Source organism: Candidatus Poriferisodalis sp., assembly GCF_965205175.1.
Lineage (GTDB): Bacteria > Actinomycetota > Acidimicrobiia > Acidimicrobiales > Poriferisodalaceae > Poriferisodalis.
Genome location: NZ_OZ242038.1, coordinates 1,381,243 through 1,393,641 on the forward strand (window position 1 = coordinate 1,381,243; position 12,399 = coordinate 1,393,641).

The 12,399-nt window shown below is 67.9% G+C and carries 10 protein-coding genes and 1 tRNA gene; 6 read left to right on the forward strand and 5 right to left on the reverse strand.

Annotated elements, in window-relative coordinates:
• Window positions 1–57 precede the first annotated feature (57 nt).
• Complete coding sequence (locus ACOGI4_RS06090; protein ID WP_419843033.1) at window positions 58–1,701, reverse strand: sensor histidine kinase; 1,644 nt, start codon at window positions 1,699–1,701, stop codon at window positions 58–60.
• 7 nt (window positions 1,702–1,708) lie between these two features.
• Window positions 1,709–1,939: a DUF3107 domain-containing protein gene (locus tag ACOGI4_RS06095; protein WP_419843034.1), complete on the reverse strand. Its 231-nt coding sequence runs from the start codon at window positions 1,937–1,939 to the stop codon at window positions 1,709–1,711.
• A gap of 229 nt (window positions 1,940–2,168) precedes the next feature.
• On the opposite strand from ACOGI4_RS06095, the gene ACOGI4_RS06100 reads away from it, so the two are divergent.
• Window positions 2,169–3,452, forward strand: a complete 1,284-nt coding sequence (locus tag ACOGI4_RS06100) for an ABC transporter substrate-binding protein (protein ID WP_419843035.1) — start codon at window positions 2,169–2,171, stop codon at window positions 3,450–3,452.
• An 84-nt stretch (window positions 3,453–3,536) separates the two neighbouring features.
• Here the strand turns inward: ACOGI4_RS06100 and ACOGI4_RS06105 are convergent, their stop codons facing one another.
• Both ACOGI4_RS06105 and ACOGI4_RS06110 read right to left on the reverse strand, forming a co-directional pair.
• Window positions 3,537–4,721, reverse strand: a complete 1,185-nt coding sequence (locus ACOGI4_RS06105) for a Coenzyme F420 hydrogenase/dehydrogenase, beta subunit C-terminal domain (protein ID WP_419843036.1) — start codon at window positions 4,719–4,721, stop codon at window positions 3,537–3,539.
• 590 nt (window positions 4,722–5,311) lie between these two features.
• Complete coding sequence (locus tag ACOGI4_RS06110) at window positions 5,312–5,671, reverse strand: hypothetical protein (RefSeq protein ID WP_419843037.1); 360 nt, start codon at window positions 5,669–5,671, stop codon at window positions 5,312–5,314.
• Window positions 5,672–5,790: 119 nt separating this feature from the next.
• Between ACOGI4_RS06110 and ACOGI4_RS06115 the strand changes: the two genes are divergently transcribed.
• Window positions 5,791–6,207: a TIGR03668 family PPOX class F420-dependent oxidoreductase gene (locus ACOGI4_RS06115; protein WP_419843038.1), complete on the forward strand. Its 417-nt coding sequence runs from the start codon at window positions 5,791–5,793 to the stop codon at window positions 6,205–6,207.
• A 67-nt stretch (window positions 6,208–6,274) separates the two neighbouring features.
• Here ACOGI4_RS06115 and ACOGI4_RS06120 read toward each other — a convergent pair.
• A tRNA-Arg gene (locus tag ACOGI4_RS06120) sits at window positions 6,275–6,346 on the reverse strand.
• An 80-nt stretch (window positions 6,347–6,426) separates the two neighbouring features.
• Between ACOGI4_RS06120 and argS the strand changes: the two genes are divergently transcribed.
• The 4 genes from argS to thrC all read left to right on the forward strand — a co-directional run bounded on the left by argS (window position 6,427) and on the right by thrC (window position 12,341).
• Window positions 6,427–8,076 carry an arginine--tRNA ligase gene (argS, locus tag ACOGI4_RS06125; protein WP_419843039.1) on the forward strand — a complete coding sequence of 550 codons (1,650 nt, stop codon included), beginning with the start codon at window positions 6,427–6,429 and terminating at the stop codon, window positions 8,074–8,076.
• Window positions 8,077–8,097: 21 nt separating this feature from the next.
• Window positions 8,098–9,495, forward strand: coding sequence for a diaminopimelate decarboxylase (gene lysA, locus ACOGI4_RS06130; protein WP_419843040.1), 1,398 nt, complete (start codon window positions 8,098–8,100; stop codon window positions 9,493–9,495).
• Window positions 9,496–9,557: 62 nt separating this feature from the next.
• Entirely contained in the window at window positions 9,558–10,913 is a 1,356-nt protein-coding gene (locus ACOGI4_RS06135) for a homoserine dehydrogenase (RefSeq protein WP_419843041.1), read from the forward strand.
• Between the two features lie 24 nt (window positions 10,914–10,937).
• Window positions 10,938–12,341, forward strand: coding sequence for a threonine synthase (gene thrC / locus ACOGI4_RS06140; protein ID WP_419843042.1), 1,404 nt, complete (start codon window positions 10,938–10,940; stop codon window positions 12,339–12,341).
• The last annotated feature ends 58 nt before the right edge of the window (window positions 12,342–12,399 follow it).

The window sequence follows — 12,399 nt, forward strand, 5'->3', positions numbered from 1 at the left end:
CGGCCAAGGTCGGGTGAGCTGACTCAAGAGACTCAGATCCGTCAGCCGGTGCAGCGGTCAGGTGGCTGTGCGGAGGGGAATCTGCATGACCGCCTCCGAGCCCGGCGGGGGCGTGCGGCGCCGGACCTCGAACGTGCCGCCGAGATCGGCCCCGCACAGCGCCCGGACGATCGAGGTGCCGAGCCCGCCGGAGCGCTGCGCGTCGTAGCTGTCCGGGATGCCCACACCGTCGTCGCGCACTGTCATCGACAGCAGGTCCGCCGACGGCCGCGAGATCTCCACTTCCACCCGACCGATGGGGCACTCCTCGAACCCGGGTGCATCACGTTCCGGCGGCAGCGCATGGGCATGATCCTCGATCTCCCACAGTTGCGGGAACGCGTGGTCCACGGCGTTCTGGAGGAGTTCGTTGAGCACCACCGCCAGCGATGTCGCCGTCTGCGAGCGAAGCATGCCCACATCGCAGGAGACGGTGAACTCGATCGGGCGCCCCGGAAAGGTGATGCTCTGGCGCATGGTCTCGGTGAGCGTCTCGGCGACGCTGCAGAAGTCGACGTCGTCGGTCGTCTCGGCCGACAGCGTCTGATGCACCAGCGCGATGGCGCGGATGCGCCGCCCCGCCTCGTCGAGCGCTCGGTAGGCCTCCTTCGACGCCAATCGGCGGGCTTGGATGCGCAGCAGCGACGAGACCGTCTGCAGGTTGTTGGTGACCCGATGGTGGATCTCGCGGATGGTGGCTTCCTTGGAGATGAGCAGCCGGTCGCGGCGGCGCAGCTCGGTCACGTCACGCAGCATGACCAAGGCGCTGCGCACCGGCGTGTCGGTCAGCGGCAACGCCTGCAGCTGCACTGTGACGGACTGGTGCTCGACCTCGCCGACTACCGGAAGGCCGCCGCTGATGGCGTGCCCCACCACGTCAGGCCCGAGGTCTAAGTCTCGCACGCGGCGACCGTGTACGTTGCCTCCCACCCCGATGCGGTGCAGCGCACTGACGGCATTCGGCGACGCGAAGCCGATGCGCGTGGTGTCGTCGGTCAGCATCAGCCCGTCGCCGACTCGCGGCGCTCCCTCGTCGGTGTCGTCGGCGCCTCGGTAGGGGAACTGGCCTGCGGCGACCATGCGGGCGAGGCGGCCGAACGTCGCGATGTAGGTGCGCTCGAGTTCGCCTGGATCGCGGATGTCGGTGAATCGCGGCGTCACCTCGCTGCTCATCACCGCGATGGTTGCGCCATCGAAGCTGACCGGCACGGCAGTGATGCGGGCGCGCCGGTCGCCCGGGACGCGCAGGCCCTCGCCGGTGACGATCCGGCCGCTCGTGAAGGCTTCCGACACCGAAGGGCGCTCGCCGGCGGTCACGCACAGCCCGACGTGGTCGTCGCGGTACAGGGTGCGTCCGGTGGTGGGCCGGATCTGGCCGATCACGGTGAGCGGGCTGTCTGGAGCAAGCGGCGGCGGAAGGCGAGGCGAGCGAGCGAGGGGGGACGCGGCAGCCTCGTTGGACATGTTGCCGGGCGAGACGTCGGCGGGCAGATCGACGAGCGATCTCACCCGACCGGGCACGAACAGCAGCAGGTCGGAGAACGACAGGTCCGCGAGCAGCGACCACCACGCCATGAGCTGGCGCAGGTGCCGGCGCGGGCTGTCGACGGCATCACGCTGCAGGTCGGCGTCGGACTGCGGCCGGTCAGCAATTGCCGGCATGGGTCGCTCAGTCTGCAGCGAAGCCGATGCGCCGGTCGCCCGCGGGACCCAGCTCGAGGTAGGCGAGCTTGTCGATCGGCACACCGACGCGGCGACCGCTGCGATCGGTCAGCCAGAGCACGCTGGCATCGCCGCTGAGTGCGGTCTCGAGCGAGGCAGCGGCATCCTCGGCTGCCGAGTCGTCCACCTCGACGGTGAGCTCGCGACCGCCATGCGTGATGCCGATCCGGATGTCCATGAGCGCAGGCTACCTTCGGTGCCGCTAGCTGTGTTGTGGGGGCCGGGCTGCGGGTGGGCTTAGGGTCCGCGGGCTGTGAGCCGTTGCCGGCTGTGGAGGGTTTCGCTGGTTGGTTGTTGGTAGGTGGGTCGGTACAAACCTCACGCGGCATCACACGTAGCTCTCGACGGTCGTGAGCGCTGGGACTTCTCATCAGCTGGCCGCTTGGCGGATGGCCTACAGTGAGTCGGTGAGGGTGCCGCGTGGTCGGGCGCGTATTCGGCTGGGTGCCCCGGCACTGCGTGCGCGAAGACCGCGAGCGCTGAGGCTGGGAGCGGCGCTGGTGGTGACGTTGGCGGGTGTCCTAGCGGCGTGCGGCAGCAGTGAGGAGGCGGCTCCGCTCAGGATCGGGCTGTTGCTGAGCCTCGGCGACGAACCCTCCACCGTGGACATAGCCCAACAGCAGATCGTGTATCTCGCCGCCGAGCATGTCAACGAGGGAGGCGGCGTGTTCGGGCGGCCTGTCGAGTTGGTGGTGGGGGACACCTTCTCCCCTGCAGGAGCAGTGGAGGAGGCTCGTCGTCTGGTGGAGGACGAAGGCGTACATGCGCTGTTCGGCCCCGGCTTCAGCGCCGACGCGCTGACGGTCATCGCGGAGGTGGCTGCGCCCTTGGGCATTCCGGTCGTCAGCTCGTCTGCTACGTCGCCGCTGCTGACCGCCGCGGCTGACGGAGACTTCTTCTTTCGCACCGTGCTGTCAGACATCGCGCAGGGACCCGTCCTGGCACGGCTGACCAGCGATCTCGGCTACTCCAGCGTCGGGGTCATCTACCGTGACGACGCTTGGGGGCGAGGGCTCTCCGAAGCGTTTCTCGATGCTTGGGACGGCGACGCCACCGCTGTGGCCGTGGATGCCGGGGAGTCCAGCTACCTCGTCGCGCTCGAAGAGAGCATGCAAGACGAACCCGACGCGCTGGTTCTGCTCACCTTTCCGCCGGAGGGCAGGGTCATCATGGGCGAAGCCCTCGATGCCGGGCTCTTTGAACGTTTTGTCTTCGGCGGCGGGGTGAAGGATCCGGACTTCGTCACCGAGGTCGGAATCGAACAGCTCGCGGGTACCTACGGCGTGGCCAGCGGTCACCAGCGCGGCACTGCTTCAGCAATTGCTTGGCAGGAGACGGCTGCGGCAGCGAACGGCGAAGTGGCTGACCTCATCTACCTGCGCGAGTCCTACGACGCGGTGATCGCCATCGCTCTCGCCGCGCAGGCCGCCGACAGCACCCACGGCGCTGCCATCCGAGACCAGCTGCGCGCCGTGACGGACGCGCCGGGCGAGACCGTCATCGCTGGGCCTGCCGGCATTGCCCGTGCCCTGGCCGTACTCGCCGGCGGTGGCGAGATCGACTACGACGGTGCGTCGGGTCCCCTCGGCTGGGACGGCAACGGCGACCTGCGGCGCGGAACGGTGGGCATCTGGCGCATTGCGGCCGACGGCGCCATCGAGGACGTCGAGATGGTGCCCTACCCGAACTAGCGCAGCGGGCCCGAACTCAAGCGGCACAGACGCTTGTGGCCCGCGCCCGCGATGATCTCGTGGCCCCGATCGGCTCTGCGGGTGCTATTTCTTGGTCGGTTCGGGCAGCAGCGCCGGCTTCTCCCATGCGAAGCCCGGCCAGCGGACGCGGGATTTCTCGCTGAGCTTGTGCATGAGTGCAATCGCGCCCGGGTCCTCGTCGCCGGGACGCCCGATCAACGAGCCGTCGGCAAGCATCTTCATGATGATCTCACGGCCGATGTCGGTGCGGACGATGGTGAGCGTCCAGTCGTTGTACTTGCCGATGCCGCCGGTGGAGATGTCGGCGTGCTCGGCGGCGAAGTCCGGGCAGTGGTTGCAGCCCTCGCGCGTCCAGGCGTGGCATTCCTTGAGGTTGATCTCGTAGTAGCCGCCGTCGTGGGTCCAGATCTGGAACACTCCCTTGATGTTCGTCTTGCGGATCCGATGCCGATCGAGTCCGTACTTCTGCTCGAACAGCTCCTCGAAGATGGCCTCGTCGAACGACTTGGAGCACAACAGGCCGATGTTCAGCACGAAGCGGTTGCCGACCTTGCCGACCTTGCGCGACTTGGCGACCGGCAGGATCGAGCTCTGGCAGCTCATGCCCACGAGCGCGATCTTGCTAGCGCCCGCGGCGATGGCTTCGTCGTAGGCGAGCGTGTTGGCCGAGTACGTGTAGCGGCTGCCCGCGCCACGCAGCACGTCGTCGCGGTTGAAGGCCACCCCTGGCGAGGCTGTCCACTGGTTGCCGTCGCCTTCGCCCACGTAGGAGGTCAGCGCAGCGTCGATGTAACCATGGTCGAGCGCCCAGATGAGGATGGCTGAGACCAACCCGCCGTCCTGGCCGATCTCGTGGACGTAGTCGTCGGACGCCCGGGTCAAGATGATGTCCTTGTAGACGCCGGAGGGCTCGTCGGCGGTGCGATGGCGTCCGAACATGAACTCGTCGGCCTCGTCCTCCCACGTGCGAAAGCGCGGGCAGGCACGGGTGCAGCTGGTGCAGCCCTTCTGACCGTGGCCGCAGTCCCCGAGCCCTAGCTCCTCCTCGAGGTGAAACGGGGTGAAGCCGCCTTGGAGGTGCTCGTAGCCGATCACGTCGTGCGGGCAGGAGATCACGCATCCTGCGCATCCAGTACACAGGCCGGTCGTGATGACCTCGTCGTACAGCTCCTTCCACTGAAACGTCCAGCGCGCCCCAGCGCCGCTGTTCGCAGGCGGCGCCGCGGTCGTGTGCTCGGTCATGGCCATGACCCAATACTACGGCAGCCCCACCTCGCGCGATGGTACGGCGGCTGACGGTGCGCGATGCCCGGCTACCTCGACCCGTTGCACCAACCGCAGGCGCCCGGAAAGTGCCACTGGCGCATGGGACATTGAGCCTCCTGCGCTCGTGGCTGTCCTTGCAGACACAACGCTCGCACAAGAGGCTCAACTAAGCAGCGACCTGTCAACGACCTCTCAATACAGCACAGCTAGAGCGATTAACTCAACATGGGCAGTCGGACGCACCTGTGGGGCATGGTGGAACACCCAGACGGTGCCGGGTGCTCCACCGTGCATCCTACAGTGACAAAGGCTAGGGTGCTGGGCATGTCATCGCGACGCCGTCACGACGAGCCTTGCGACTACCGTGATCCCACGCCGCCGCCGGGCTTCAATCCAGGGCCGGGCAGATTTTGGATGGATACCAGCGGAACCAGTTCAGTCTGGTGGAAGCGAATCGATGAGTCTGAAGCTGAGCGGCTCGCACCTCCGCGTTGCCGCCGAACCTTCGTGCTACAAGCAGTGCTTACTGCTGTAGTGCTGGCAGCCGCCGCGCTAGGGTTCCTTGTGCTCTTCTAGTCATCGCTCGTTAGCAAGCAGGCGATAACGCCGATATCGTTCCAGAACATTTGACTCATGCCTCCGGGTGCAACAACAGCACTCACGCAATCGCGAAAGCGATCTTGCTGCGAGTACACAGGTGGATGGTTGATTGTCGTGCAGGACTTGACCATCGTCTTTCGCGTTTCGTAGACTGGAATCACTTCCTTGTCTTCGTACCAGACAGGCAGCAAGGAAGGAACCGGGAAGACTCGCATGACCGGCACGATGCGGGTACCAACCTGTACTTGAACGTATTCCGGATACCAAGTACATGATTGCTCATGGTGGGCTGATGCTGACGATGCCGTTGCAGTGAGCACACCGAGCGGCATGAGCAGACAGCATGCCAATGCTGTCAATCTTGGTGTTGCTCTCGCCGTCGGCGCGACGGCGGGCAAAGGGCGCGCGGCTCGCTGTGCAAGGCTGTGAGCAGGCTCTAGGGTGGCACGCCGTGACTGAGGCTGAGCTGCTGGGACTGCTGTGCGAGGGTCGGGTGGCGACGCTGGCGACCATACGTTCCGACGGCCGCGTCGATCTCGTGCCGTGTACCTATGCGTTCGATGACGAGATCGTGGTGACAGCGGTGGACCACAAGCCCAAGACCACCACCGACCTCAAGCGGCTCGACAACGTTCGACGCTTCCCTGAGGTCACCATGCTGGTCGAGCACTACGACGACACCCACTGGGAGCGCCTGTGGTGGGTGCGTCTGCGGGGCCGCGCTGCCGTACACACCGAGGGCGAACAGCACCAAGCAGCGATCGACATGCTGTGCCGGCGCTATCCCCAGTACGCCGCGCAGCCGCCGAGCGGCGCTGCGATCGTGATTCAGCGCACCGAGCTGACCGGGTGGACCGCCGCAGGGTGAGCCGCGACGCGCCCGCGGTCAGCGAATGTCGGCGTGGCGGACCGCCGCCGCCATCGCTAGAGGCGAGCGCCCTCGGCAGGATTCGAACCTGCGCACATGGCTCCGGAGGCCACTGCTCTCTCCCCTGAGCTACGAGGGCTGAGCGTCCACACGGCGCCAGTGCGTCCGCAACGAACGTCCGGCAGCCAAGGATAGCTTCGCCTCGGTGATCGAGCCGTGGTGACCGAAGCAGTGCTGGCTGAGACAGTCGCGGCTGCCCTTGCCCACCTCGGCATCGAAGCGGACCTCTCGCGCATCGGACTCGAGCGTCCTGCTCGCGCCGATCACGGCGACTGGTCGTCCAACGTGGCGCTCACCCACGCCAAGACCGCCGGCATGGCGCCTCGCGAGCTGGGACAGCGGCTCGCCGCCGAACTCGAGAGCGCCGGCTTGCCGCATCTGGAGCGCTGCGAAGTGGCCGGCCCCGGGTTCGTGAACCTGCACCTGGCGCCGTCGTGGCTTCACGAAGTGCTCGAGGAGGTGCTGCGCAAGGGCACCGAGCGCTACGCGCGCTTCGATTGCGGCAGCGGGAAGGTGGTGAACCTGGAGTTCGTGTCGGCCAACCCGACTGGACCGCTGCATGCAGGCGGAGGGCGCTGGGGTGCGTTCGGAGACAGTCTGGCCCGGCTCTTCCGCCGCTGCGGCTATGCCACCCACACCGAGTACTACGTCAACGACCGAGGCAACCAGATGGAGCTGTTCGGCCGCTCGCTGGCCGCTCGGCTCGCCGGCGAACCGGTGCCCGACGGCGGTTACCACGGCGACTACGTCATCGAGTGGGCGAACGAACTGGCAGCCGAACTGCGCGAAGACCGGCTGCGGGAAGATCAGGCGAGCGTCGACACCGCATTCGCGGCCTCGTGGGGACGTGAGCGGGCGCTGCGCGACGTCAGCGAGTCGCTGGCAGCCATGAACGTCAGCTTCGACCGTTGGCAGAGCGAGACAGCGCTGGTGCAAGCAGGTGCCATGGAGGCGGTCGTGGAGCGGCTTCGCCGTGCAGGGCGGGTCTACGAACGAGACGGCGCGCAGTGGCTGGCGACCAGCGCCGTCGGCGACTCCAAGGACCGCGTGCTGCGACGCAGCGACGGCGAGCCAACCTACTTCGTACCCGACATCGCCTATCACCACGACAAGTTCAGCCGCGGCGACCACGTCATCGACGTGCTGGGCGCCGACCACCACGGCTACGTACCGCGCATGGCGGCGGCCATGGAGATGCTGGGGCACCCGGCCGGGTCTTACGAGGCCATCGTCGGCCAGAACGTGACGCTGATGCGCGACGGCGAGGTGATCGAGCTGTCCAAGCGCACCGGCACGATGGTCGAGGTCCGTGAGCTGATCGAGGCAGTCGGACCCGATGTGGCGCGCTTCGCGTTCTTGTTGCAATCGATCGACTCTCGCCAGACCATAGACGTCGACGTGCTGTCGGCGCAGGCATCGGAGAACCCTGTGTTCTACGTGCAGTACGCGCACGCCCGCATCGCGTCGGTCGTTCGCCGGGCCGAGGCGGACGGCATTGCTGCTGTGCCGCCGCCGGGCCTCGATCTCTCGCCGCTGTCGGCGGATAGGGAGCTGGCACTGCTGCGTTCGCTGGAGCAGCTGCCCTCGGTGGTGCAGCTTGCGCTGCGCGAACGCGCGCCGCACAAGGTGACCGCCTGGGTGCGCGACCTCGCAGCTGCCTTTCACGGCTTCTACCACGACTGCCCGATTCTGCGCAGCGATGTCCCGCCCGACATGCGAAGTGCCCGACTCGCTCTGACCGAGGGCACGCGCATCGGATTGGCTATCGGACTGGATCTGCTGGGCGTGGACGCGCCGTCGCAGATGTGAGCGGGACACAGCGCACCGGCAATGACCGCTGACGACCCCAGCGGCCCGATTCCCTTCCGGCTGCTGCCCGACACCGCGGAGCTGACCGATCGCGGCCACCTGCGCATCGGCGGCTGCAGCCTGGTGGAGCTTGCCGCCGAGTTCGGCACGCCGCTGTTCGTCTACGACGAGTCCCACCTGCGCGCTCGCTGTCGAGCTGCCGTCGCCGCATTCGACGGGTGTGCCGCCTACGCCGCGAAGGCGTTCCTGTGCGCGGCCATGGCCCGCCTGGCGATCAGCGAAGGCATCGACATCGACGTCGCCAGCGGTGGAGAGCTGGCGACGGTCCTGCGGGCGTTCGAGGACGCTGGGGCGTCGGGCGGCGATGTGGCCCGGCGCGTCGTGATGCACGGCAACAACAAGTCGGTCGGCGAGCTTGCGATGGCCCGTGCTGCAGGCGTAGGCCGAATAGTGGTCGATTCTTTCGCGGAACTGGACCGTCTCGAGGAGTTGCACCGCGCCGACGGCTCGGTACCGCGAGTGCTGCTGCGCGTCACGCCCGATGTGCGAGCCGAGACGCACGAGTACATCTCGACCGGGCAGGCGGACTCCAAGTTCGGCTTCGGCGTTGGGCAAGGAGCGGCAGCGGAGGGCGCTGCCGGCCTGGCGGTCAAGCGTGCGGCGGCCATGTCGTCGGTCGAACTCGTCGGCATCCACTGCCATGTCGGCAGCCAGGTGTTCCGCGTGGCCAGCCTGACCCGGGCGCTCGATGCCGTCGCAGCGTTCGCGGGGGCGATGTTCGGCGGCACCGGGTTCGGCGGCACTGGGTCCGGCGGTGCCGGGCCGGCGGCGGGCCCTCTGCGGGAACTGTCGGTGGGTGGTGGCCTCGGCGTTGCCTACGTCGAGTCGGAGCAGGCGCCCACCATCGCCGAATGGGGGCAGGCGTTGACGAGCCGCTGGGCTGTCCTGGCCGAAGAGCACGGACTGGACGCGCGGCTCGTTGCCGAGCCGGGACGAGCCATCGCCGCGACCGCAGCGGTCACCATCTACACGGTGGGTGCGGTCAAGGAGGTGCCGGGCGTGCGCACCTATGTGGCGGTCGACGGCGGCTACGGCGACAACCCGCGACCGATGCTCTACGGCAGCGACTACACGGCGTTCATGCCGGCCCGTGCCGACGAGCCCCGCCCGCAGCGTGTGCGGCTGGTGGGCAAGCACTGCGAATCGGGCGACGTGATCGTGCGGTCGGCGCCGGTGCCGGCAGGCCTCGCGGCAGGCGACCTGGTGGCCACGCCGGTGACGGGGGCCTACGGCTACTCGATGGGTGCGCCCTACAACCGCATCGGCCGCCCGGCGGTGGTGTTCGTGGCCGGCGGCGACGCACGACTCGTCATCCGCCGCGAGACCATCGACGACTTGCTGGCGCTCGACGTGCGCTGAGGCGACGTGCGCTGAAGCACTGCGCCTTCGGGTGCGGCAGCACCGCCGGTACCGTTTCGGCCGTGCCCGGCGCCGTCGAGAACACTGCCTCACCGGCGAGCTCTGACACAGGCCGGTCAATCGGCGAACAGCGCCCGCTGCGCGTCGGCATCTTGGGCTGCGGACATGTGGGCGCAGCGCTCGTCGCGCTCTTGCAGCGTGACGCAGCGCACCTTGGAGGCCGCACCGGGCTGGAATTGGAGATTGCTCGCGTCGCCGTGCGCAACCTCAGCGCAGAACGGTCAGTGGAGCTGCCGCCGAGCGTGCTGACCCGCGACAGCGAATCGCTGGTGACAGCCGACGACGTGGACATCGTCGTGGAGGCGATGGGGGGCATCGAGCCGGCCCGTCATCTGACGACCGCGGCGCTCGGCGCCGGCAAGCCGGTAGTGACCGCCAACAAAGAGCTCATTGCCAACGTCGGCGAGGAGCTGTTCGCGTTGGCTGAGGACCATGGCGTGGACCTCGCCTTCGAGGCGGCCGTCGCGGGCGGCATCCCCCTCATCGGCGTGCTGCGCCACTCGCTGATCGGCGAGCGGATCACCCGCGTGATGGGCATCGTGAACGGCACGACGAACTTCATCCTCACGCGCATGACCGAACACGGTGCCGACTACGCCGAAGTCCTGGGCGAGGCGCAGCGACTGGGTTACGCCGAGGCGGACCCGACCGCAGATGTGGAGGGGTCGGATGCCGGCGCCAAGGCGGCGATCTTGGCCATGACCGCATTCGGCGCCAAGGTGGTGGCCGGCGACGTCCACCAAGAAGGCATCAGCCGCATCGGACGACGCGACATCGTAGCAGCGGCGCGGATGGGCCACGTCATCAAGCTGCTCGCCGTGGCCGAACGCCAGAACGGCGAGATTGCCGTGCGGGTGCATCCTGCCATGGTGCCGCTCGACCACCCGCTGGCATCGGTACGGGATGCCTTCAATGCCGTGTTCCTCGAAGGCGAGGCTGTCGGGGATGTGATGCTCTACGGGCGGGGCGCGGGCGGCTTCCCGACGGCAGGCGCCATGTTGGGAGACCTCATTCGGGTCGCGCAGAATCTCCGGCGCGGCGTCTGCGACAGCTTCGGCCCGCTCTGCGCCGCGCGCCTGCGTCCCATCGACGAGACGTTCACCGCGTACCACCTGCAGTTCGACGTCGCTGATGCCCCCGGTGTGCTCGCCGCCGTCTCAGGAGCGTTCGGCCAACATGGTGTGTCGATCCGCTCCGTCGAGCAGACCACCCGCGGCGGTGCGACCGACGATGTCGCCCATCTGGAGTTCATCACGCATCGGGCTCGCGAAGCCGACGTGGCCGCGACCTTGCGGGACGTGCGCGAACTGAGCGTCGTCCGGCGTGTCGGCAATGCGATCCGCGTGATCGGCGAATAGCCGCAGCGGCGTATCGCAGCGATCATGCGCTACCTCAGCACCCGTGGCGACGCCCCGGAGCTGGAATTCGGCGACGTGCTGCTCGAGGGCGTGGCCGCCGACGGCGGGCTGTACGTGCCGAGCGAGCTTCCGGTGCTCAGCACTAGCGACCTGAGGGACTTTGCCGCTCTCGACTACCACGAGGTGGCGACCCGAGTGCTCGCCCCGTTCGTGGCGCCGTCGTTGAGCCTCGACGAGCTGGCGCCGCTCGTGAGCGACGCGTACTCCGCCTTCAGCCACGACGATGTCGTACCGGTCAGCGCGCTGGCGGCCGGCGAGTACTTGGTCGAGCTGTTCTGGGGTCCGACGCTGTCGTTCAAGGACATCGCCCTGCAGCTGCTCGGACGGCTGTTCGCGCACGAGCTGGCTCGGCGCGGCGACACCATGACCGTTGTGGGCGCTACGTCGGGCGACACCGGCTCTGCGGCCATCGACGCCTGCCGGGATCGGGCAGGCATCTCGGTAGTGATGCTGCACCCAGCCGGACGGGTCACCGAGATGCAGCGACGCCAGATGACCACGGTGACCAGTGCGAACATTCACAACGTGGCCATCGAGGGCACCTTCGACGACTGCCAGGACCTGGTGAAGGCGCTGTTCGCCGACCGGCCGTACCGCGAGCGGCTGCGGCTGGGCGCAGTGAACAGCATCAACTGGGCACGCGTCGCTGCTCAGGCCGTCTACTACGTGACCACCGCCGTCGCGCTGGGCGCTCCGAGCCGGACTGTCTCGTTCTGTGTGCCGACCGGCAATTTCGGCAACGCCCTGGCCGGCGACGTGGCTCGTCGCATGGGACTGCCCATCGACCGGTTGATTATCGCCACCAACCACAATGACATCTTGGTTCGTGCATGCCGTACGGGGGAGATGTCCGTCCGCGCCACGCGGCCCTCGACGAGTCCGGCCATGGACATCGGCGTGCCCAGCAACTTCGAGCGTCTGCTGTTCGACCTCGGCGGTCGCCGAGGTCATGCGCTGGCCGCCGACATGGCGCGCTTTCGCACGGAAGACTCGCTGACGCTGTCATCTGATGTGTGGGCAGGGCTGCAAGCAGGCTTCGATGCCGGCTCGGCCGGCGAGACGCAGGTGGCGGCAACGATTGCAGCCGTCGACGCGTCGCAAGCTCGCCTCATCGATCCCCACACCGCGGTGGCGCTCACTGTCGCGCGCAGAGACGCTGGCGTCCGAGGCGGAACCGCCCCGATGGCGGTGATGTCCACCGCGCATCCCGCCAAATTCGGCGAAGCGGTACACGCAGCCACCGGTCGCAGGCCCGAGTTCCCACCGGCTCTGGCTGCACTGGCCGAGCGTGAAGAGCGGGCTACACCGCTGCCGAACGACCTCGCCGCGCTCCGCGATTTCGTCTCTGCCGCGGCTGTCATGGCGTAGCGGTCTCGGCAGTGCGGCGGTAGCGTCGGCACCCGATCCACCGTTCACTCGTGCAAGG

Bases quoted from the DNA above. Each gene is read 5' to 3' on its own strand.
- ACOGI4_RS06090 (WP_419843033.1), bottom strand. From the start codon at position 1,701: ATGCCGGCAATTGCTGACCGGCCGCAGTCCGACGCCGACCTGCAGCGT.
- lysA (WP_419843040.1), top strand. From the start codon at position 8,098: ATGACCGCTGACGACCCCAGCGGCCCGATTCCCTTCCGGCTGCTGCCC.
- thrC (WP_419843042.1), top strand. From the start codon at position 10,938: ATGCGCTACCTCAGCACCCGTGGCGACGCCCCGGAGCTGGAATTCGGC.
- ACOGI4_RS06095 (WP_419843034.1), bottom strand. From the start codon at position 1,939: ATGGACATCCGGATCGGCATCACGCATGGCGGTCGCGAGCTCACCGTC.
- ACOGI4_RS06105 (WP_419843036.1), bottom strand. From the start codon at position 4,721: ATGGCCATGACCGAGCACACGACCGCGGCGCCGCCTGCGAACAGCGGC.
- ACOGI4_RS06110 (WP_419843037.1), bottom strand. From the start codon at position 5,671: ATGCCGCTCGGTGTGCTCACTGCAACGGCATCGTCAGCATCAGCCCAC.